Raw genomic sequence first — 22,427 nt, forward strand, 5'->3', positions numbered from 1 at the left:
CATTCTTTCCAAAATAGTGACAAATTTATAGTTAGGAGTCACTACGATGAAATCGAATGAAAACAGCGAAAGATCTTCTGCAACTCTTTTAATTGGTACAGTGGTGGGCATATTGTCGATCGTGCTTTTAGCGATGTTCTACTACTTCTCGACCAACACGCACTTGACTTAATGATTGTCCTTGCGGTGTGGAACTAATTTAAGAAGATGTTTGAAAAGTTATCGCTCGGCGCAATGTCCCGCCCTGAAATGAATCTCGGGCTAATCGGCGCAAGTTCATTGAAATGGACTAAGAACTTCAAACTGTCTCCCAGTCTACTTCAGTAGACTTTCCACGGTTAGCCCGAAATTCATTTCAGGGTGGGAGTCAATCGAAGCGAAGAGACTTTTTATGCTTCTCAAGCATCCTCTAAATCCCACCGCAAACCACTTTATTCAAAGTAAACGCACAGACTTTTGGTGCGGATTGGGCTATCTTGCGAACAGACCCCCTTATCGAAATCACGATGAAAATAGGTGTTATTGGAGCGGGCGGCATCGGTGGAACGATCGGGACGCTCTGGGCAAAAGCAGGTCACGAAATCTTCTTTAGTTCTCGCAATCCCGAAAAACTCTCTGAGTTAATCACAAGCGAGAACACGCATGCAGGAACGGTTGCAGACGCGGCAAAGTTCGCAGATGTGATTCTATTCGCGTGTTACTACTGGACGATCGATGAAGCTCTTTCCGCTGCTGGCTCACTCGATGGCAAAATCTTAATCGATGCGACGAATCCTTATATGCGCGAAGATGGCAAAATTCATCGCGTCCCTGATGCAAGTTCCGGTTTAGAACTCACTGCAAAACTCCCAAATACAAAAGTCGTGAAAGCTTACAACACGCTACCGACAGCGACCTTTGCAAATGAGGCACATCAATCGGAACCGTATGCGGTGTTTTACTGCGGCGATGATTCGGAAGCGAAGGCGATCGTCGCTCAACTCATCGCTGATAGTGGCTTTGCTGGAGTCGATATCGGTGATATGACTCAAGTAACGCATCAAGAACCGGGCGGCGTATTGTACAACCACCCGATGTCGATCGAACAAGCGCAGAAATTAACTCGCTCACTGATCTGAACCTATTTCGGCTTGACGACTAAAACCGAGCAAGGAGCATCTTCCACGATTTGACTACTGACAGAGCCGAGGAGAATTCGCTTCATTCCGGTTAATCCTCGGCTCCCCAACACAATCAAATCTGCCTGGTGAATTTTGGCGAGTCGCACGATTTCTTCAGCGGGATCACCCGTCACAATCTCAACTTGGCTATTGCACTCTAAGCGCTGTTGATAGCTGTGAAGTTGTTCTTCGATCTGCGTGTAGGGGAAATGTTCAGAATCGGTGAGGGGTCGATCGACAACGACTTCCACTTCTGACTGATTCGCAGGCACGACGTGAGAGAGAACAACCTTCGATCGCGCTTCAAGATGTAATTCTTCCAACGTTTGCAGGACTTGATCAGACAGTCTTGATTTCGACGTGTTTGCCGTCATATCTAGCGCAACAAGAACTGTATTCAGCATTGAATTTCCCCCTGAAAGCGCATTGCGAATACTTTGACTTTACCGCAGTCTTTCGGAGGTTTCAGCACCCTTAAGCTTCTTTCCGCCTTTCGATTGCCGCAGTTCGTCCCAATTCCTTTTAGAATTTATGAACTGAATCATTTTTGCCGACGATCCATGCCGAACGACGAACAAATCAGCCTATTTGATGTGCCTTCTACGGAAGCCTCGACTCCGAGCGGTTTCGATCCGGAGTTGATTCCGACGAGCGCAAAGATTCCCATTCCAGTCGGAACCTATCAAACGATGGAGCAGATGGGCGAACACTGTAATCGCTGTCATCGCTGCGATTTGGGCGCGTCTCGGACTCATGCGGTGATCGGACGCGGTAATTTGAATGCGCCGATTATGATTGTTGGGGAAGGTCCGGGACAGACAGAGGATGAAACCGGAATGCCGTTTGTGGGACGATCGGGGCAATTGCTCGATCGTATTCTCGAAGCCGTTCATCTTACGACCGAAGAACACGTTTTCATCTGTAACGTGGTCAAGTGCCGCCCTCCAGAAAATCGGACTCCCACCACCGATGAGGCGGAAGCGTGTAAGGGCTATTTAGCCGAACAAATCCGCATGGTCGATCCGAAGATTATTCTATTGACCGGAGCCACGGCGATGAAAGCTCTGGTGGGAATTAAGCAAGGGATTACGAAAGTTCGGGGACAGTGGATCGAGAAAGACGATCGTTTCTATATGCCAATTTTTCATCCTGCTTATCTGTTGAGAAATCCATCGAAAGAAAAAGGCAGTCCGAAATGGCTGATGTGGCAGGATATCCAAGCGGTTCGCACCAAGTTAGACGAAATTCAGGGTAGCTAAAGCCAACGCTGGATTTTCTTGAATTAGAAATAAAGTTAACCCATGATAGTCGATGCTGCTCCGAATCATTTCTCGATTAAAGTCGTAAATTTCGATCGCGATTTTCAAGATATTGTTGCGATTCGGATGAGTGTTTTTCAAGACGAACAAGGAGTCGAACCCGAATTAGAATTCGATGGATTAGATGAAGCCGCAACGCATTTTTTGGCGTATGACCGAGACAGCGCGGTTGGGACAGCGCGGGTTCGATTTTTGGATGCCCATACTGCAAAATTAGAACGAGTTGCGGTATTGCTCGATCGAAGAAAGTATGGAATTGGTAGAAAAATTGTGGAAACTGTTCTAGAATTTTTAGCTAACAAAAATATTTCTGATTTACGGATTCATGCTCAGATATCTGTAGTAGCGTTTTATCAAAAATTGGGGTTTGTTACGGAGGGCGAACCGTTTGATGAAGCCGGGATTCCCCATATCAAAATGAACTACAAGTTTCCGCAATCTTAGTGAATTGGGATTAGTGTGAGTGATTGCAAAGCAGCAAGAACGAAGAGGAGTGAAAAAACTCGCGATCGTGGCAGGAATTTGGGCGATCGGCATGATCATCGATCGAATTTGGTTTGCCGTGGATCAATCGGTTCCTGCCTGGGATCAAGCGGAGTATTTAACTGGCGCAATGAATTTCTGGCGGGCGTTTCAAACACCAGACTGGTTTTCTCAAGACTGGTGGACAAGCGTTTGGATGCTATCTTCTAAAATGCCACCGCTGGTTTATTTAACGACTGCACCGTTTATTCATTTGTTTGGAGCAGGAGAAGATCGATCGACATTAGTTAATCTACTGTATAGCGCGATACTACTAGGATCAGTTTATGGATTAGCGATTCGATTATTCAACCTGCAAGTTGCAGTTTGGTCACTCGTGTTGTGCTTACTGCTACCTGGTTTATATGTGATTCGATTAGATTACCTAATCGATTTTCCATTAGTTGCGATCGTAACGCTGACTTTTTTCTGCTTGACGCTTTGGGCAACGGAAACGAATACACCGCTGACAAATGAACAATCCGAAACGGTAGAACAGCCTAGAACGACATCAATCACCCAATCATTAGCAATTGTACAAACGTTCTCATTCCCAAACATTCGGGTTTATCGATCGTGGTTTTACGTTGCAGCATTTGGAATTTCATTAGGTCTGTCATTTCTCTGCAAACAACCCGCCTTATTTTTTCTCCTTACTCCGATCGTTTGGCTTGGCGTTGTGGCAATTAGAAAAAAAGCATGGCGACGATTGATTCAATTACTTATTGGGATTGCGATCGCAGGTTCAATCTGTTTACCGTGGTATCGAACAAATTGGCTAATCATTCTCACGGCAGGAAGACGAGCGACGATCGATAGCGCGATCGCGGAAGGTGATCCGCCTCTCACAAGCCTGTACGCCTGGACATATTACTTCAAAGCGTTGCCCGCTCTCGTGTCTGTTCCATTATTTGTCGTGGGATTAGTGGGATTGCTGCTGTATTGGAAGCGATCGGTGATCCAAGAAGAATGGGAATGGATCGACGGACGCTGGATCAAAACGGCGGATTATGGCGGTTTAGGGCGAAGAGGCTACCGACGCGAAATCTACGATCACTGGTCGCAATCGGTTCGTTGGTTATTGATTTTCCTTGTTGGTGCTTATATTCTTTGTTCTGCAAATGTGAACAAAGACGATCGCTATATCACACCATTGCTTCCAGTATTAGCGATTCTGTTAGCGCAAGGATTATTACTGTTTCCTGACCGATTGCGAATTTTTCGCTGGGGTGCGATCGTACTTTCAACCCTGCTAATGGTTGCAAATCTATTGCCCGTTGAATTCAGTCCGAGATTTTTACAAACGGCTCATGCTCGCCACGCTGTACTTTCTGGCAACTGGCATCAAACTGATGTTGTTAATGAAATCATCAGTGCAGAACCGTATTTGCAAAGTACGATCGGGGTTCTACCTTCGCTGCCAGAATTCAATCAACACAATCTCAATTACGCTGGCACTTTGAGAAATTTCCAGGTTTACGGGCGACAAGTCGGAGCCGATAAAAAGCAGATTGAACCCGATAGTCGATCGCTATCCTGGTACGTGACTAAAACCGGAAATGGGGGCGCAATTCGCCGCCCAGAAGCTTACAACGCTGTCAATCAAACCATCACGAACAGTCCAGATTTTCAGCTTCAGCAATCTTGGAAATTGCCGGACAAGACCGAATTGAATCTCTATCGACGCTCGATCTCACCCATCCAAGTTGCACCCAATCCCAAACCTGCCGCCCAAGTCCGACTCGAACAAATCCGCATTCCGAATCAAGCCGCTCCTGGAAAACCGTTACCGATTACTTACCGTTGGTCAGGTTCTTGGGAGCAACTAAACTCTGGATTGCTGCTGCTCACTTGGACACGAGTTGCAGACGATACAACTCCGAAAGATGCGGCTTCAAGATGGTTTCACGATCATGCGATCGCGCTTGGCACTCTGCACTCTCCCGCAAATCCTGATAACGCTTCCTTCCAAGTCACAGAACGCCTCGCCGCTCTTCCGCCCGCGAATGCTCAAGGCACTTACACGCTAACGACTGCTTACCTCAATCGAGAAACCGGAGCAACTTACGCGATCGATAGTCCCGATGTTCGATTAACGATTACCTCCACTGCCGAAGTAGAAGCGCCAGAACTCGATGCCTTGACACAACTTCGCACACTAGCGGCGACAATGCCCCAGGGAATCAAAGCACTCGATCGTATTTTCGCCAAAGTCGGACAACTCAATCAATACGATCCGAATCAAGATTACATCACGCAAACGAGGCAAATTTTAGAATACCGATCGCAACAAGAGCCGAATAATCTCGAATTTGCTTACGGAGTCGCTTTATCGAATGTGTTAAAACGGCGAGTTCAACCTGCGATCGACGCTCTAGAACGAGTCACCCAACTCGACGCGAAAAATCCCGCCGCTCATGCTTATCTTGCATTCGTGAATCTGTATGATTTTCGACCCGGAGCCGCACAGAAAGCTTTAAATACTGCGATCGCGCTTGATCCGAACCAGAAAGAACTCCGAACTTTGAATGCGGTTGCCGGATTGATGCGAGGAAATTTAGTACAGGCATGGACAGAATATCGGCGATCGCAATCATGAAAAAAATTCGAGGCGTTGGCGACCACCTTTAACAGAGAAGACCAGAATTGTATTGAGAATTATTTTTAATATGCTTGCTCTGGACTGTAAAGTCATCGATAATCAGGATCGGCTTTCTACCATCCTTGAAATTGCATAATGGCAACCCCTAATCATCTCAAAACGCTAAGCCGTCGGCAATTAATCCAATTAGGTCTAATCTCTGGAACAGGCGTAGCTGGATCAGTTTTGGGACTGAATTTGATCGCTCAAAATCGCAAAAACGCTAAAGTCATCATTCCCCCACTTGACATTCCCCAGACCAAAGATGCCGCCAATCCCCTCGCAGTCTTACGCGAGTTCGACTATGGAACAGTCAGCCAGGAAAACGGTCGAACCGTGCGAGAATTCCGCGTCGAGGCACGTACTTCCCCGTTAAAGCTAAATGGTTCCACTTCATTTGTCACTTGGAATCTCAATGGTAGAGTTCCGGGTCCAACCTTTCGAGCAACCCAAGGCGATCGCATTCGTGTCATTTTCTACAACAAGGCGGGACACTCACACTCACTGCACTTTCACGGAATGCACCCCGCAGAGATGGACGGCGTAAAACCCGTTAAACACAACACGGTAGAGATCTACGAATTCGATGCAGAACCGTACGGGGTACATCTCTATCACTGTCATATCGAGCCAATCACGCGCCATGTGGGAAAAGGCTTGTATGGCATGTTCATCATTGATCCACCGACACCGCGATCGCCTGCCGATGAAATGGTGTTAATCATGGCGGGATACGACGTGAATGACGATCGTAAAAATGAACTCTACGCATTCAACGGCTTGCCCGACTATTACATGCGAAATCCGATTCCCATTCAACAAGATCAGTTAGTGCGCCTGTACGTCCTGAACATGATTGAATTTGATCCGGTTGTCACCTTTCATCTTCATGCAAACATGTTCAAGGTCTATCGCACCGGGAGAACTCTAGAACCGACCGAAGAAACCGATGTGATCACAATGGGAACGGCTGAGCGTCACATCTTAGAGTTCAGTTTTCATCACACGGGCGAATTTATGTTTCATCCACACCAAGATTACGTAGCCGAAGCAGGCTGTATGGGCGCGTTCAAGGTCATCCCCAATGCTTAGCTGAACTTAACAAACCACTTATTGACAAAAACTCTGATTAAGCTTCACAATGAGCGAAGTCAATCCTTAAGTAGAAAGATTTTCAATAACAGAAGTTTCTCTACACACTTTTCTGGAATCTCGAATCATGTCTATCAAGTTTAAATTCTTAGCTTGTTTTCTTTGTGCGTTGGGCTTGAGCGTCTTGATTTCGTGCAGTTCTCAAACCCCAAGCACGACCAGTTCTGCTCCTGCTGCAACTGATACTGCTACAACCCATTCAGCGCACGGTGGCAGAAAAATCAACATTAACAGTGCAATTCTGTCTGAACTCGACAAGCTAGAAGCAAAGCTTGGTGTACCAGCACTTTCTAATAAGATTCAGGGAAGTCGTCCCTACGGTAAGACTGAAGAACTAGTCGCTAAGAACGTGATCAATCAGCAACAGTTTGATCAAATCAAAGATATGGTGACGATCGAAGATATCAAGCTCGAAGGTGAAGCAAAAGATGTCGATTACATGACAAAACTCGGCTTGATGAAAGGGCATCTCTATGTTGCAAAAGAACTTCTAGATTTGCAGAAACCAGAACAAGCAGAACCCCACATCGGACATCCTGTAGAAGAAATTTATGCAGATGTAGAAGAGCAGCTCACAGAACGCAAAGTTCCAGCCTTCAAAGATCCTTTGATTGCACTACAAGATGAAGTCAAGGCGGGAGCTAAAAACGCTGAAAAAGTGAACACCGGCTACAAGACTTCGATGCAATCGGTAGAAACTGCGATCGCTGTTTTACCTGCTGCTCAACGTCAATCTCCGAACTTTGTTCTGCAAGTAATGAATGGTTTATTAGACACGGCGAATTCAGAATATGGAGCCGCGATCGCAGATAACAAAATCGCTCAAGTGATTGAGTACCAAGATTCACGCGGATTCGTTGTCTATGCAAATGAACTCTACAAAGGCATTTCGGCAGCAATGGCAAAATCTCAACCGGATGCCCATCGAACAATTGAAACCAAGCTAGCTGAACTATCAAAAACTTGGGCGGCAGTGACTCCTCCTGCAACGCCTGTTAGCACCAGCGATCAAGTTTCAGCTTTGATCAAAGACATCGAGAGCAGCACTCAAAAAGTTGCCAAAGCCTCGTAAGATCAGTCCATGATTATATTCGGCAGATCAAGCTTGGTCTGCCTTTTTGAATGTTTCGTTTATCTTGTGTTGGAGTCCATCATGGATTTGAGTTCTGCTATTCCGACTTTTGTGATCACCCTACGCGAAGGGGTCGAAGCTGCCTTAGTGATTGGGATCGTGTTGGCGTACCTCAACAAAGCCAATCGACGCAATCTAAGAGGATGGGTCTGGGGTGGAGTCGGAGTGGGACTTGCAGCTAGTGGAATGATCGGAGTTTTGTTTGGTTGGATTGTGCAGCAAGCTGGAGCAGCAGGCAGTTCAGTCGAACAATTTCTAGAAGCCTCGTTTAGTGTGTTAGCGATCGCTTGTCTAAGTTGGATGCTGATTTGGATGACGCGCAATGCTCGATCGCTCAAGCAAGATGTTGAAGGTGCGATCGGTTCTGCACTCAAACAAGATGCTCAAGCAGGTTGGGGAATCTTTGGTTTAGTCTTTTTTGCAGTGGTTCGAGAAGGATTTGAAACCGTTCTATTCATTGCTGGAAAGTTTCAGCAGGGAATTGTTCCAACACTCGGCGCACTCGGCGGAATTGGGATCGCCGCAGCGATTGGAGCCTTGTTGTTCCGTTGGGGGATTCGCCTGAACATTCGGAAGTTCTTCATGGTCATGGGCGTTTTACTGCTCTTGATTGTTTCCGGCTTAGTCGTGACTGCACTGGGACATTTTGATGCGGGTATGTCTGCGTTGTCACAGGTCGATCGCAAATCTGCTTCTCTGTGTTTCTTCTATGAGCGATTTGCTAAACCCCAAGATCGCGACTGTGTACTTGGGGGTATGGTGTGGAACTTTAGCAAAGTTTTACCTGCTGAGAAGTTTCCGGGTTCGATCTTAAGTGCGCTGTTCGGATACACCGATCGCTTATATCTTGTGCAAGCGATCGCTTATTTAGGGTTTCTTTTCACCGTGGGTAGTTTGTATTTTCAGTCCTTGTTTGGTCGATCAATATTTTCTCTACGCCGTAAGCAAGAATTGCACTAAAAGCAATCGCTGTAAAATAGACAAGATGTGTCAGCCGTGACGCTATTTTGCGCTGGTGTCACTTTAGCTGCGTAGACAGGAGAATAGCTAAAAGCGAGACTCAGAGGAACGTCAGTTCGATGAATTCCTTCGCTCCGTTGTTCACTCGCCCCGGAATAGAATTCGGGGCTGACGATGCGAAGTCCCTTCAGGACTGCAAGCCTTCAATTCATGCGCCTTTAGCCCCCTTGAGTGGGCTTCGCACGATTAGCCCCGAATTTCATTCCGGGGCGAGGTCGAATCGAAGCGGAAAGACTGATCGAACTCACGTTCGGTTAAGTTTGAGAGATGATCTGTGGTGGCTCAGTTTCACCTCTCGCTGCGTGAGTCTGCATGACTGTGTTGAACTTGAAACTGCATGATGAACTATCTGACATTAGCAAGATATTGATGCACAAACTGCACACAGATTGACCCTTCACCCACACCAGAAGCGACTCGTTTGACCGAACCATGCCGCACATCGCCGACCGCAAACACACCTGGCACATTCGTTTCCAGCAAGTAGGGATCGCGATCGAGCGTCCAGCCTTTCGGATGGTGACTCAAGCCTGCTTCTCCAGTGCGCCTTAAGTCAGATCCAGTCAAAATAAAGCCGCGATCGTCCCGTTCGACCACACCATCGAGCCATTCTGTTCTTGGCACGGCTCCAATAAAGATAAACAGCGAGGTAGCAGGAACCGTTTCCACGGCTCCGGTCTGCACGTTTTCCAGGACGATCGCTTCGAGGCTCGTTTCTCCTTTTGCTTCAATCACACTCGAATCAGGTTGGACTGTAATGTTCGGTGTTTCTTCAATCTGCTCGATCAAATACTGCGACATACTTTTAGTCAATGATTCACCGCGTACTAGCATCGTGACGTGACGGGCATATTTCGAGAAGTACATTGCTGCTTGTCCCGCAGAATTCGCACCGCCCACAATAAATACATCTTCGTCTTGACACGTCATTGCTTCAGTTTGCGCCGCACCATAGTACACACCTGCTCCGGTTAAGCGATCGAGTCCCGGTACCTCTAATCGTCGCCAAGACACACCTAATCCGAGAATCAACGCATGACAGCTAATTTCACTGCCATTCGACAAGGTGATATAGCGATACGGGTCTTGTACACGCATTCCCGTCACTTCTTGGGGACTAAGAATTTCCACACCGAACCGCCGTGCTTGTGCTACCGCTCGCCGCGCCAAATCACCGCCGCTCAATCCAACCGGAAATCCCAAATAGTTTTCAATCCGCGAACTCGTTCCTGCTTGTCCGCCGGGGGCTTCACGTTCGAGCATGACTGTACGTAACCCCTCTGAGGCACCATAGACTGCGGCTGCAAGTCCCGCAGGTCCACCGCCTACAATGATCAAGTCATAGAACGGCTTTTCGGCTTGGGTACGCAGTCCAATTTTTTCCGCCACTTCGGGAATGGAGGGCTGGAGCAAACTGCTGCCATCACTAAACAGAACTAGCGGTAAAGAAAGACGATCGCACTGAGCAAAGTCCGCTAACTTCTGTGCTTCTTCGGACAGTTCAATATCGAGCCATTGATAAGGAATCTGATTTCGTGCCAGAAAGTCCTTCATGTCGTGCGACTGTGGCGACCAACGATTCCCAATCACCCGAATGCCTTCAAAGGGTGGACGATAAGCAGCAAGCCAATCATCGAGTAAGTCATCGAGAACGGGGTAGAGACGCTCCTCTGGAGGGTCCCACGGCTTTAGCAAGTAGTAATCAATCTGCGTGCTGTTAATCGCTCGAATCGCGGCATCTGTGTCCGCGTAAGCAGTCAGTAAAGCACGTTTCGCTTGAGGAAAAATTTGGAGTGCTTGTTCTAAAAACTCAACCCCACTCATCTGCGGCATTCGCTGATCGACGAGGAACAGCGCGACAACTTCATTTCTTAATTTGAGTTGCTGTACTGTGTCGATCGCGCTTTGTCCCGAATCTGCCCGCACAATCCGAAAGCGTGCGCCATAGTGCGATCGCAAATCTCGCGAAATCGCCTGCAAGACTTCTGGATCGTCGTCCACGGTCAAAATGACAGGTTTAGCCATAGGAAAGAGGATAAAAGATTTCTGTCTATCGTTACAGATTCGGGCGCGAGTGACACTCTACCCAAAGGCTACATCTCAAGGGGGAGTTCCTGTAACTGTGGTTCTGCTACTGAGCAATTTTCAGGCGTATAACTATCGGAAGATTGTCACAATCGCAGCTTTGCCCCTAAGCTAATGGGCATCTTTGTCTTTCAGCGTCAAACTCGTTGCTGCTTGCCTTTTGAGGAAGACTCATTGTGCTGTGTATTCAAGATCTGTTGGCATTGGAACTGTTTCAGAAATTGCCGCAATCGCGCTTGGAATGGGTTTGCGATCGCGCCCAAGAGCTTCACTTGAGCGCAGGAGACATCCTCGTAAGTGAAGGCGAAGCTGGCAAAGGATTCTTCATTTTGTCGTGTGGAAGCATCGGGGTAACCCGCCTTAGCGATGGGATTGCGGTTCCAGTCGGACAGCATGATGCCCCTGCGTTCTTTGGCGAAGTCCAAGTGCTCACCGATGATTTGGTTCCAGTCACCCTGCGGGCAATGCAGGACTGTCGGCTCCACCTGCTTACGAACCCCGATTTTCTCGAATTGGTGCATGAGTGTCGCGAATTTGAACGGCTGATCTTTCAAACCGTCCAGCGGCGGCTAGAAGGACTCACTTCATTTATGCGTCAACGGGAAAAGATGGCGGCGCTGGGTACTTTAGCCGCAGGACTTGCCCATGAACTCAACAACCCAGCGGCAGCAGTCGTGCGTGCTCTGCAAGATGTCGTGCCTGCTTTGATTGAACTCCAGCGGATGAACTTGATTGCTGGACAACGACAGCTTGATCCTGACCACACTCAAGCATGGCTGCAAGCTCGTGACGCGGGCTACGACACGATTCTAAACCATCCGATCGACACTATGACTTTGAACGATCGCGAAGACCAAATCTTACAGTGGCTCGAAGATTATGGGGTTGAAGAGGCTTGGAAACTTGCAGAACCGTTAGCAACCGGCGGGATTGCGATCGAAACCTTAGAACATCTGATGCAGCCTTGGCAGAATGACCAGAGTGAAATGCACGATATGGGACTGCGCTGGTTGGCGTTGTCGTTTGATGTGTTGACGATGATTACTTCTGGATTGCATGGAGCTAAACGTATGTCAGAACTGGTGCAATCGATGAAATCCTATTCGCATCTGGATCAAGGGATACAGCAGTTAATCGATGTGCATGATGGGATCGAAGACACGCTGCGATTGTTTGCTTACAAGCTGAAGCATGGAGTAGAAATTCAGCGGAAGTACGATCGCACCATTCCGCGATTTCTTGCCTACGGTAGCGAACTGAATCAGGTCTGGACAAACTTGATTGATAATGCGATCGATGCCATGTCAGACCAAGGCGTGTTGGAGATCGAAACCGAGTGGCATCGGGATCATCTGCAAGTTCACATCACGGATTCGGGATCGGGAATTTCGGAGGAAGTACGATCGCGGATGTTTGAGCCATTCTTTACAACGAAGCCTGTCGGTAAAGGATCGGGCTTAGGCTTAGAAATGGTGCGGCGAATTGTGGAGAATCGACATCGCGGTTCGTTGACTTTAGAATCACGTCCAGGTCGAACTCGCTTTACCGTTTGCTTACCGCTCAACCCTGAAACCACTTAAACGGGAACTGTGAATCCAAAAGGGCGATTTGCTAACAGACGTGAACAAGACGTTCAAGCTTTTATCAATGCTTGTGCTCAGAAGCAGGGTCGAATTGGCATTGCATTTAACGATGCTGGAATCGTGACTCCTAAAATTGCAAGATTGCATGACCAACCAACAGAAGATTTCATGGATAGTATTAATCAGTAACCAATCGGAGACTCAATAATGCGGTACAAACTTTTAGGCAAAAGTGGACTTCGAGTATCAGAGCTATGTCTAGGCACGATGACATTTGGAGAGGACTGGGGCTGGGGCGCTTCTAAAGATGAAAGTCGCCAAATCTTCGATGCGTTTGTGAATGCTGGCGGTAACTTTCTCGATACTGCGAATGGCTATACCGATGGCACTAGTGAAAAGATTGTGGGTGAATTCATTGCAAATGAGCGAGAACGCTTCGTAGTTGCGACAAAGTATTCGTTTCCACTTCAGATGAATAATCACGGTGGCAATCCCAACGGTTCGGGCAATCATCGCAAGAACATGGTGCAATCGATCGAGGGCAGCTTGAAACGACTGAACACCGATTACATTGATTTGTTCTGGTTACACGCTTGGGATTTTACAACGCCTGTGGAAGAAGTGATGCGATCGCTCGACGATCTTGTGCGCCAAGGTAAAGTTCTCTATGTCGGCATTTCCGATACTCCAGCTTGGATCGTAGCAGAAGCGAACACTTTAGCGCGATGCTACGGTTGGACTCCTTTTGTGGCACTGCAAGTGGAATACAGCTTGATCCAACGTACGCCGGAGCGCGATCTTCTGCCCATGGCAAAAGCGTTTGGGATGTCGGTTACGCCTTGGTCGCCGTTGGGCGGTGGCGTGCTAACTGGAAAATACAATCAATCCTCAAATGGAGACAGCAATCGCTTAGGGGATCAAGTTCCACCACATCAGCTTGAGATTGCGGATGCAGTGGTGCAAGTTGCGAAAGAGGTAGGCTGTAGTCCGTCTCAGCTTGCACTCGCTTGGCTCAGAGCACAATCTGACAGCATCATTCCGATTATTGGTGCGAGAAAGCTGTCTCAGTTCCAGGACAATCTCGATTGCCTCAAGATTGAGATTTCGCCAGAACAGTTACAGCGGTTGGATGAGATCAGCAAAATTGAGTCAGGGTTCCCGCATGACTTTTTGGCAAGTGATATGATTCGCGATCGCTTATTCGGAGGAACTTACTCACAGCTCGAATTCACTCATTCATAAGCGCCATCAGTAGAAAAGCTTCAGATCAAATAACACTTGCCAAGTCGATGCACGTCCCACGGACGGCATTTCTGCTGACCCTGGCGCTTTGGCGTACACGGTTTGATAGTCGCCGAGTGTCCAGGGGGCAGCAACATACTCATAGCAAATCAGTTCACTAGGAGAAAACAATGGAAAACGGTAAGTTAAACGGCAAAGTGGCGATCGTCACCGGATCATCTCGTGGAATTGGTCGAGCGATCGCGGAACGATTAGGACAAGATGGCGCAAAGGTTGTTGTCACCTATGTTGGCAATCAAGACAAAGCTGAGGAAGTAGTTTCAGCGATCAAAGCAAATGGCTCAGATGCGGTTGCGATTAAAGTTGATATGCGACAGGTTGCAGATGTTCGCAATCTGTTTCAAAAGACGATCGCTCAGTTTGGTCAAATCGATATTCTGGTAAACAATGCAGCCGGGAAAAATATCTTTCAACCAACGGCAGAACTGAGCGAAGAAGAATACAACAGTATGTTCGATATCACCAGAGGCGTTTACTTCTCCCTGCAAGAAGCTTCTCATCACATGGCGAACGGCGGCAGGATTGTCAATATGTCCTCTAGTGCAACTGCAATGGCATACCCTACGGGCGGAGCTTATGCAGGGTGTAAAGCAGCGATCGAACAATTCAGTGTTTGTTTAGCCAAAGAGCTAGGTGTAAAAGGAATCGTGGTTAACATGGTCTCACCCGGTTTAACTGCCACTGATGGGTTGGTACTGGAGCAACAAGAGGTAGAACAAATGGTGGCTCAGACTCCATTGGGGCGATTGCGACAACCCGACGATATTGCTAGTGCAGTGGCGATGCTAGTTTCTGATGATGCTCATTGGGTAACTGGACAGAACTTAAGGGCGACAGGCGGCATGGTGTAAGGGCTTTGCTTTGTATTCATGTTACTCCTAATTTACTTTGATTCTCATCTATTCATGAAACAATCCTCAACCTCACGATCGGTTCAACTCATCTTGCTGCTAGTTAGTACGCTAACTGCAATGTCGAATGCCACGATTTCGCCGTCGCTTCCGGTGATGCGAGAGCATTTTAGTAATGTTGAGAATGTAGATTATCTGGTTCGATTAGCCTTAACTATCCCCTCGTTGTTTGTGGCGATCGCGGCTCCCTTCGCAGGTCTACTGATTGACCAACTCGGACGCAAACCCTTACTCGCAACAGGATTATTGATTTACGGCATTGCAGGTAGTTCTGGATTGTGGCTCAATTCACTCTATTTTCTGCTGATTGGGCGGGCATTTTTGGGCTTGAGTGTAGCTGGCATCATGACGACCGCAACCACGCTGATTTCAGATTATTACACGGGGGCATTTCGCGCTCGGCTTTTAAGCTGGCAATCCGCTGCAATGGCACTGGGCGGCGTGGTCTTTCTCTCGTTCGGTGGGTTACTTGCCGATGTTAGTTGGCGGTTGCCCTTTCTCATCTATCTTGTAGCGTTGTTGTTGTTGCCTGCGGTGCTGCTATTATTGCCTGAACCGAACCGAGAGCGATCGTCTGCCTCAGATCAAACGAGTTCAGAACCCGCCACTTTACCGATCGGGCTGATTGTGTTTACCTATGCGATCGCGTTAATCACTCAAGCCGCGTTTTACATGATCCCAGTTCAGTTGCCCTTCTATTTACGAGAATTGACGAACGCAACTGCTTCTCAAAGTGGAATGGCGATCGCAGTTTCTACCCTATTTGTTGCTGCAAGCTCGTTTCTGTATCAACGCCTCAAAGCTCGTTTCACCTTTGTCAGCATCTATGAAATGGCGTTTTTGAGTATGGGAGTCGGGTATGGAGTGATTGCACTCGCCAATGGATATGTGGTTGTAATTTTAGGGCTGGCGATCGCAGGATTTGGACTCGGCTTACTGATGCCAAACATGAATCTCTGTCTTGCGTCGATTACCCCTGATCAATTTCGCGGGCGTGTACTCGGTGGATGGACAACCTGCTTTTTTCTCGGTCAATTTCTGTCTCCCTTGTTGAGCCAACCGCTGAGTCAGCGATTTGGCTTATCGATAACCTATGGATTGACGGGCGGAGTTCTAATTAGTTTAGGCGTTGCCACCTTTTTTGTGATGACTCGACCTCAACGAACGGTATGAAGTATGAGTGAACTTCAAGCTATCCTAGCTGCCTATGCTGCGATCGATGACCTGCATTTCTGGCATTCTTGGACCGAAGCAGCGGACTAAACAACTGCTGCAAGACTTGTAGATAGAGGATGAACTAGCTGTCGAGGTTGAGCTTAAGAAACTGTATGCGCCGCTAGGGTTAGATATTGGAGCGGACACTCCCGAAGAGATTGCGATCGATATTGATATACCAATTGAGTACACACAGGTACAGCAGTTGTATTCATTTGAAGCCACACAGCATCAAACGAGAGACTCAAATTAATTCTGGCAACCTGCAAATCACCAAGACCATCAGTGGTAGCAATAATACGATAGAACTCTGTCTTGAATCGTTGTGATCGCTTCACCTTTAAACGCTAGCTTTACGAGACTGCAAATACTGCTCGTACTGCCGTATGGTCAATCGCTGCATCGCGTGAATCGCTGGATTTACTTCGACATACCGTCGCTGCGGATTTTTGAGATAATTTTCCTGTTCGCTCTCAATCATTTCAATATCCTGTTTGAGAGAGCGCAGAAATAGTAAATGGACAATCACCGGCTGCAACACAGGGCGTAATATATACGATAACCATTGTGGAACAGGAGATTTTAGAAATAAGAGCGACAGCGATCGACTTTCTGTTTTTCCAACGGGCACTCGCATCAGGTATAGGATTGAGCTATCTTCCAATCGATTGACAAGATGAGGATAACGAAAACTTACTGTCATCACTTTCTTCGTCACTTTCCCATTGCTTGAGCCTAACAGTTTCGCAATCAGATTGTTATACGATACCTGGTAATCTGCGGTGACTGAATCATCAGTTTGACGCAGTTTGATTAGTGCTGGATCAAACCAACCCTGCAAATTTTGATGTCGATACCCGTGGAATACATCCATCGCGTTTTCATTACAAATCGAAAAATGTGCGTTAAAGTGAGCACTGACACACAGCTTCAAATAATTAGGATCATCATACTCAGGAATCTTAGGTAAGGATTGATGCTCTGCTAAGACTGGATTACCTGGAAATACCCAAATGATGCCATATTTTTCTTGCACAGGGTAGCTGTGCATCTTCCCACCATTGTCTACTGCTTGAATACAATTTTGACGATCGCGAAACAGTAAGATGACTTGCTCCCAAAGCTGAACGGGCAAAATTCGCTTCAATTTCACATCTTTTGACCCCGAGATCGCATACCAGTAATTCGCATTAATTCCAACCTCGCGTACTACATTGTTCACTGTCTGACCTGACAAGGTAGTCTTTAATTCCATTGCTCATCCTCAAGGGTAGTAGACCTCGAAGCAGCGTAACAGGGCGGGACAACGCAGCAGAAGTGATCTGCGTCATCGCTTGAGCTAGGAAAATTATGACAGGAGTCATATCTTTGAGTGGGTTACGATCGCATATTATCGATGAGAGTCTCTTCGTTGCTGAGGCTGTATTATGTTGAACCCGGTGATGGATTTCTCTCCAACATTTCGGAGAACGTTGCGCTACATTGAGTGGCTATTAATTGCTGCTTTCTTTGTGGTGTATGGATTGGATGCTCTGTATAGCGGTTCGTGGGCTGAGTTTCTAAAAATCGTGGCTTATGCGATCGGCTTCATTGGGTTAAGTCAGATCTTGCCAATCGATCGTCCACCCTGGCAACGACAGATTTATCTCCTAAGCGGACTCTTTTTGGCGATGTCGATTCGCTTGATTGGGTTAGAGTGGGATTTGCTTTTTTACTTTTATATCGCTAAAAGTTGCTTCTTACTGGAGCGCAGAATGCTCAGCATCACTATTGTTGAAAGTATGCTGTTGAACATTCTATTGTACTACTACACGCTGCTTCAGCGGTTTGTGAGCAATTCGAGCACAACGCTCAATCTTTCTAACTCACAACCGATTTGGCGCTGGCTGTTAGAGTTTGTTGTGACTTATGCTGCCATTCTTACATTTGTGGTGTACCTCAGTCTGGTTGTGATCACAGAACAGAAAAGTCGCCGTCGCGCCGAAGCACTCACGCAACAAGTGGAAACGCTAGCGGCAACTCTGGAACGGACTCGCATTGCGCGTGACATTCATGACTCTTTAGGGCATTTGTTGACCGATTTGAATGCGCGGTTATCTGTTGCTCAAGCAATGCGCGATCGCGATCCGCAAGAAGCCGCGATCGCGGTCGATATGGCAAAATTGCTGGCGATTCAGAGCATGACCGAAGTGAAGCGATCACTGCAAATCATTCGCCAATCCGACTTTGACCTGACTCAAGCCTTAACGACGCTGATGGAGCAGTTGCGGCATAATCAGAATTTAAGTGTGCGATGGAACCTTAACTTACCACCGCTGCCGTTGCCTACTCAGCATCATCTCTACTGCATCGTAAAAGAAGGATTAATCAACATTCAAAAACATTCCCATGCCTCCGAAGCTTATCTTAACAGTCGGTTCACCACCGAAGAACTCACCCTCGCACTCTCGGATAATGGTCAGGGATTTGATGTGGCTGAACAACAGGCAGGATTTGGCTTGAAAGGAATGACAGAGCGCGTTCAACTCTTGAGCGGTCATCTGACGATCCACAGCACGATCGGGCTAGGGACACAAATTCAAATCACAATTCCGTTATGATTCGTCTGTTGATTGTGGATGACCAACCGATCTTTCGCCAGGATTTGGCGAAACTGCTTTCCCTAGAGGCAGATTTAGAAGTCGTTGGGCAAGCCAAGAACGGACAGGACGCGATCGCAATTGTTCCTTCACTGCAACCCGATGTGATTCTAATGGATGTGAGGATGCCAATTTGTGATGGCGTAGTTGCCACTCGTGAAATTCATCAACGCTATGCTTGGATTCGGATTTTGGTGCTAACGATGTTTGATGATGATGAATATATTGAACAATGCTTGAGGGCGGGTGCGTTGGGCTATTTGCTCAAAGATACGCCGCCTGTGCAGATTGCGATCGCGATTCGCTCAGTTTACTTGGGATACAGTCAGCTCGGACCGACGATCGCGCCGAAAGTATTTGCTCAACTCAGACGAGAGGATCAATCTTTAGAAGCAGACAGTCACCCTTCATTAAGCAAACGCGAACAGGAAGTACTAAGCTTAATCGGACAAGGCAAAAATAATCAAGAAATTGCTCAAACACTCTATTTAACAGAAGGAACGGTAAGAAATTATGTGACTCGGATTATGAATCAGCTTGGCGTGAGTAATCGAGTTCAAGCGGCGCTTTGGGCAAAACAACATCTGCTGCCCTAGTACTACAGGTGTAGAACTATTGTGGTGAGTTTTGGAAATACTGAGCCTGTCGGCGCTTGTTGACCATGATGTAGGCTCTCAGATCTTTCCCATCTCTACCGACTACTCTGAAGCTTACAACAATCCGTGAACGGAGCCGATTTAAGTTGATCGAGCTTTACCTGCTCCAGCAAACTCCCCCAAGCAGAATTGATCGCACGATCTTTTCGATATAACTCTGCTAATCCATCAAACGCCTCAAACCAAATTCCATTCTCAGCATAAAGTTGCACTTGCTGGAAGGCGACCTGGTTTGCTAAACGATTTTTCAACGATTGATCCAACGTCACACGCTGAATCGAACCTTGTACAAAAACCGAACTTGAGGGCTTTGTGGGGTCGCAATAAACCGAGAATGTCCAAGTGTAGGACTTACCCACTTCCAAAGGTTTTGCGGTTGCTGGAACAGTAAGCCGAATCAATCCTGATTTTGTCTTCGCAGCACTGAATCGAGTGTTGTAGATGTATTGATCATTCTCATCTTGGAGCGTGAATTCGATCGGTGTTTTTTCTGTTAGCTCACTCGGTAAGTAAAACCAAAAACTCGGTCGATCGCTGATTGTTTTGCCCCAAACTTTCCCCTGAGTTGATGGAACTAAAGCGGTTAATTGCTCAAACGATCGACAATCTCCCCGACTTGCTCCTCCCTGCTGCCGTCCATCCGGAGATCCTTGACTCGGCGGTGTTGGATCATTGAAGACAATTTGCCCTGCTCGAATCGGATTCGTTGGCAGTTGTGCCACTCCTGACTGAGCGAAAATGAGAAGGCTAAGATTTGCGATCGTCAAACAAATTTGCTTCATATCGATTCAAACCGTAAACACAGCTACCCGTTACAATGAGTGAGATCGTAGCGGGAATGAGTGGAATCCAAGCTCCAATTGTTATAAAAATTACGCTCAGTCCGGTGATTCCCAGAATGGCAACGCTACCGATTCCAATGAGCAACATTCGTCGCAACTTCCACCCGATCAAACCACCCACGGTCGCCCAACTAAAAATCCAAAGTCCTTCTATCCAACTTTGCCACACCCAAATCAGCGATCGCTGATCTAACACAGCACTGATGATCTGACTCGTCATCTGTGCCTGAACAAATACCCCAGAAACACGATGATCGACTCCAGCCCCTTTCGGAGTTGTCCAAAAATCCCCGCTGCTATTCGCAATCACCCCAATTAAGACAATCCGATCCTTGATTGCTTCAGGGCGAACTTTGCCTGTGAGAACTTGAGTCAGCGTCACTTGAGGAGCAATCGTTTGTAACTGCGATAGCGATCGGTAGTTCAGTAGAATCTGGTTGCCTGCTGCATCAATGCCTTGATAGCCACTGGCACGATCGCGCAAGCGGTGAAAGATCGTATTGCCTAGCTTTAGATTACCGTCTGAAGTAAATTCTGGTTTGATTTGATTCGCTGCTAAATAACGAAATGCAAGCCTTGTACTAAACGCATAGGGAGCTAAACAAGGAGAAGTCGGATCAGCATCCTGGAATAAGATGTGTCGCCGCAAAACGCCATCGGAATCTGCTAGAAAGTCACTAAATCCAACTTGTTGAATCGATAACTCAGGGGGAGGAGCAATCCCGGTTGGATCATACTTTGCATCACTATTTTTGCAAATAGCAACGAGGCGCTTATTTTGGCGAAGTTGTTGAATGAGTTTTGGATATTGCTTCTGAGTCGGAAAGTCACGATAGACATCTAATCCAATCACACGCGGTTGAGCTTTCTCTAAAGTTTGTAGAAGTCGATCGAGCGTTTGATCCGTGAGCGATCCGCGTCGTTGATCTGGGTTTTGGGATTGGATTTCTGATTCGTCGATCGTCACAATCAAGAGCCGCGCATCTTGGGATTCAGTCGGTCTGAGATGTAAAATGCGATCGTATGCCCAGAGTTCCATCGGTTGCAGCAATCCAAGAAATCGCACACCCATCACCGCAGCAGTAACGACAGTACTACCGAGTAAAAGCTTAGCAATTTGAGATTTGAGATTTGGGATTTTAGATTGAATCGGTTGATGCTTGCTCCATTGTTGCCAAATCGGAGGTTGTTCGGCAGGATTTTGACAAATCACAGGCAGCCAAGTTGCACATAAAAACTCAGATTCTAGTGCTTGGAGTTGTTCTCTCGCTTCTCGTACTGCAAGGTAGAATGATGTTCCATTTGAGAAAGCGAAAAGAAAATGTTTGAGAAAAGCTTGAGCAACGCGATCGGGAATCGGTTCGCGCATCACAATCACTTGCGGAATGTGCAAATCAGATAAATCCCAAGCTAAGCCTAATCCATCACAGGAATTGAAAATGGCTAACTTTAGACCTCGCTCGATCGCTTTTCTCAATCCATAGCGTAACTGCTCGATCGTTAATGTCTCAGTTCGATTAATTTGAATCGTTCCAGTGATATGACTCGAACTATGTCCAGCAAAAAATAAAATATCCCAGCCTGTTTCCCAAAGCTGCTCATTGATCGTTTCTAAATCTGGCTCAACGAGCAATCTAAGCTCAGTATTCGGTAGCTGTTCTAATAACTGCTGATCTTTAGTTGTATTAATTCCTTGACTGTTGCCCAGAATTGCTAATATTTTAATCTTTTCGCTCGGTGAATGCGTTTGAATCGATCGCGTATATTCTGGCAAACTCAAGGCTAATTCTGCTCTAGGATAGTCTTCAAAAAATTGCCAAAGATGCCAGGGAAATCGCAACAGTGAACGATCTTCAGCAACAACGATCACTCGAATCTCATCTGTTCTGCTTAAATGCGTTCGCAGTTGTCGATCGATCTTCGCAAAAGAATCAATTTGTAACCATTGATTTAACCGCTGCTGCAATTCCTGACAAAGTTGCTTGAACGCTGCTTCAGAAACATCCGTTGGGTAAGCTTCATCCTCTTCAATCTCAATCGATCTCAGTCGTCGCAACCGTCGATGGGCATTCACTGCTTCATACAACTGCTGCCAACGCTGATAGAGAAAATTTAGCCCTGATGCTGAGGATAATTTGCCTGTTATCTGAATCGGAGTCGCTCGGTCTGCGCTCCAAAGTTGTGCTGTGACCCCACAACCTTGCTGAAAATCTCCACTCAAATTGAGAACAACAAGCTGTGTCATCGT

21 protein-coding genes are annotated in these 22,427 nt (G+C 47.0%); 15 read left to right on the forward strand and 6 right to left on the reverse strand.

Annotated elements, in window-relative coordinates; genetic code table 11:
* The first annotated feature begins 46 nt into the window (after positions 1-46).
* Both NIES2104_RS33260 and NIES2104_RS02730 read left to right on the forward strand, forming a co-directional pair.
* Positions 47-172, forward strand: a complete 126-nt coding sequence (locus NIES2104_RS33260) for a hypothetical protein (protein WP_263970889.1) — start codon at positions 47-49, stop codon at positions 170-172.
* Positions 173-506: 334 nt separating this feature from the next.
* Entirely contained in the window at positions 507-1,118 is a 612-nt protein-coding gene (locus NIES2104_RS02730) for an NADPH-dependent F420 reductase (protein ID WP_058995515.1), read from the forward strand.
* A 2-nt stretch (positions 1,119-1,120) separates the two neighbouring features.
* Here the strand turns inward: NIES2104_RS02730 and NIES2104_RS02735 are convergent, their stop codons facing one another.
* Entirely contained in the window at positions 1,121-1,564 is a 444-nt protein-coding gene (locus tag NIES2104_RS02735) for a universal stress protein (RefSeq protein ID WP_058995517.1), read from the reverse strand.
* 156 nt (positions 1,565-1,720) lie between these two features.
* Here NIES2104_RS02735 and NIES2104_RS02740 point away from each other — a divergent pair, with 156 nt between their 5' ends.
* The 6 genes from NIES2104_RS02740 to NIES2104_RS02765 all read left to right on the forward strand — a co-directional run bounded on the left by NIES2104_RS02740 (position 1,721) and on the right by NIES2104_RS02765 (position 8,886).
* Complete coding sequence (locus NIES2104_RS02740) at positions 1,721-2,419, forward strand: uracil-DNA glycosylase family protein (protein ID WP_058995519.1); 699 nt, start codon at positions 1,721-1,723, stop codon at positions 2,417-2,419.
* Between the two features lie 42 nt (positions 2,420-2,461).
* The gene (locus tag NIES2104_RS02745) at positions 2,462-2,923 is read left to right on the forward strand and encodes a GNAT family N-acetyltransferase (protein WP_058995521.1); all 462 of its coding nucleotides are present in this window, start codon (positions 2,462-2,464) and stop codon (positions 2,921-2,923) included.
* Between the two features lie 19 nt (positions 2,924-2,942).
* A complete protein-coding gene (locus tag NIES2104_RS02750) occupies positions 2,943-5,600 on the forward strand; it encodes a glycosyltransferase family 39 protein (protein ID WP_082689915.1) in 2,658 nt (885 codons plus the stop codon).
* A 138-nt stretch (positions 5,601-5,738) separates the two neighbouring features.
* Positions 5,739-6,734, forward strand: a complete 996-nt coding sequence (locus NIES2104_RS02755; RefSeq protein ID WP_058995523.1) for a multicopper oxidase domain-containing protein — start codon at positions 5,739-5,741, stop codon at positions 6,732-6,734.
* A 127-nt stretch (positions 6,735-6,861) separates the two neighbouring features.
* Positions 6,862-7,866 carry a helix-hairpin-helix domain-containing protein gene (locus NIES2104_RS02760; protein ID WP_058995525.1) on the forward strand — a complete coding sequence of 335 codons (1,005 nt, stop codon included), beginning with the start codon at positions 6,862-6,864 and terminating at the stop codon, positions 7,864-7,866.
* An 81-nt stretch (positions 7,867-7,947) separates the two neighbouring features.
* Positions 7,948-8,886, forward strand: coding sequence for an FTR1 family protein (locus tag NIES2104_RS02765; protein WP_058995527.1), 939 nt, complete (start codon positions 7,948-7,950; stop codon positions 8,884-8,886).
* Positions 8,887-9,291: 405 nt separating this feature from the next.
* On the opposite strand, the gene NIES2104_RS02770 is transcribed toward NIES2104_RS02765, so the two are convergent.
* Positions 9,292-10,971, reverse strand: coding sequence for an FAD-dependent oxidoreductase (locus NIES2104_RS02770; RefSeq protein ID WP_058995529.1), 1,680 nt, complete (start codon positions 10,969-10,971; stop codon positions 9,292-9,294).
* A 236-nt stretch (positions 10,972-11,207) separates the two neighbouring features.
* Between NIES2104_RS02770 and NIES2104_RS02775 the strand changes: the two genes are divergently transcribed.
* From NIES2104_RS02775 to NIES2104_RS02785, 3 genes are read left to right on the forward strand one after another with little or no spacing between them, the layout of a single operon-like run.
* Positions 11,208-12,611: a sensor histidine kinase gene (locus NIES2104_RS02775; protein WP_058995530.1), complete on the forward strand. Its 1,404-nt coding sequence runs from the start codon at positions 11,208-11,210 to the stop codon at positions 12,609-12,611.
* Between the two features lie 9 nt (positions 12,612-12,620).
* Positions 12,621-12,803: a hypothetical protein gene (locus NIES2104_RS02780; RefSeq protein WP_058995532.1), complete on the forward strand. Its 183-nt coding sequence runs from the start codon at positions 12,621-12,623 to the stop codon at positions 12,801-12,803.
* 18 nt (positions 12,804-12,821) lie between these two features.
* Positions 12,822-13,856: an aldo/keto reductase gene (locus tag NIES2104_RS02785; RefSeq protein ID WP_058995534.1), complete on the forward strand. Its 1,035-nt coding sequence runs from the start codon at positions 12,822-12,824 to the stop codon at positions 13,854-13,856.
* Between the two features lie 6 nt (positions 13,857-13,862).
* Here NIES2104_RS02785 and NIES2104_RS31540 read toward each other — a convergent pair whose 3' ends face one another.
* Complete coding sequence (locus tag NIES2104_RS31540) at positions 13,863-14,027, reverse strand: hypothetical protein (protein ID WP_202815027.1); 165 nt, start codon at positions 14,025-14,027, stop codon at positions 13,863-13,865.
* On the opposite strand from NIES2104_RS31540, the gene NIES2104_RS02790 reads away from it, so the two are divergent.
* On the forward strand, positions 14,027-14,767 hold the full coding sequence (locus NIES2104_RS02790) for a glucose 1-dehydrogenase (RefSeq protein ID WP_058995536.1): 741 nt from the start codon (positions 14,027-14,029) through the stop codon (positions 14,765-14,767). The genes NIES2104_RS31540 and NIES2104_RS02790 overlap by 1 nt on opposite strands.
* Before the next feature lie 54 nt (positions 14,768-14,821).
* On the forward strand, positions 14,822-16,000 hold the full coding sequence (locus NIES2104_RS02795) for an MFS transporter (protein ID WP_058995538.1): 1,179 nt from the start codon (positions 14,822-14,824) through the stop codon (positions 15,998-16,000).
* Between the two features lie 382 nt (positions 16,001-16,382).
* Here the strand turns inward: NIES2104_RS02795 and NIES2104_RS02800 are convergent, their stop codons facing one another.
* Positions 16,383-17,297, reverse strand: a complete 915-nt coding sequence (locus NIES2104_RS02800; RefSeq protein ID WP_058995541.1) for a hypothetical protein — start codon at positions 17,295-17,297, stop codon at positions 16,383-16,385.
* A gap of 172 nt (positions 17,298-17,469) precedes the next feature.
* Between NIES2104_RS02800 and NIES2104_RS02805 the strand changes: the two genes are divergently transcribed.
* Together NIES2104_RS02805 and NIES2104_RS02810 are read left to right on the forward strand one after the other, a co-directional pair.
* Positions 17,470-18,642 carry a sensor histidine kinase gene (locus tag NIES2104_RS02805; protein ID WP_058995542.1) on the forward strand — a complete coding sequence of 391 codons (1,173 nt, stop codon included), beginning with the start codon at positions 17,470-17,472 and terminating at the stop codon, positions 18,640-18,642.
* The gene (locus NIES2104_RS02810; protein WP_058995544.1) at positions 18,639-19,277 is read left to right on the forward strand and encodes a response regulator transcription factor; all 639 of its coding nucleotides are present in this window, start codon (positions 18,639-18,641) and stop codon (positions 19,275-19,277) included. Before NIES2104_RS02805 ends, NIES2104_RS02810 begins: the two co-directional genes overlap by 4 nt.
* 95 nt (positions 19,278-19,372) lie before the next feature.
* On the opposite strand, the gene NIES2104_RS02815 is transcribed toward NIES2104_RS02810, so the two are convergent.
* A complete protein-coding gene (locus NIES2104_RS02815; RefSeq protein ID WP_058995546.1) occupies positions 19,373-20,119 on the reverse strand; it encodes a DUF928 domain-containing protein in 747 nt (248 codons plus the stop codon).
* Positions 20,085-22,424, reverse strand: coding sequence for a CHASE2 domain-containing protein (locus NIES2104_RS02820; RefSeq protein WP_058995548.1), 2,340 nt, complete (start codon positions 22,422-22,424; stop codon positions 20,085-20,087). The genes NIES2104_RS02815 and NIES2104_RS02820 overlap by 35 nt, the downstream gene beginning before the upstream one ends.
* Positions 22,425-22,427 lie beyond the last annotated feature (3 nt).

Source organism: Leptolyngbya sp. NIES-2104, from assembly GCF_001485215.1.
Lineage (GTDB): Bacteria > Cyanobacteriota > Cyanobacteriia > Leptolyngbyales > Leptolyngbyaceae > Leptolyngbya.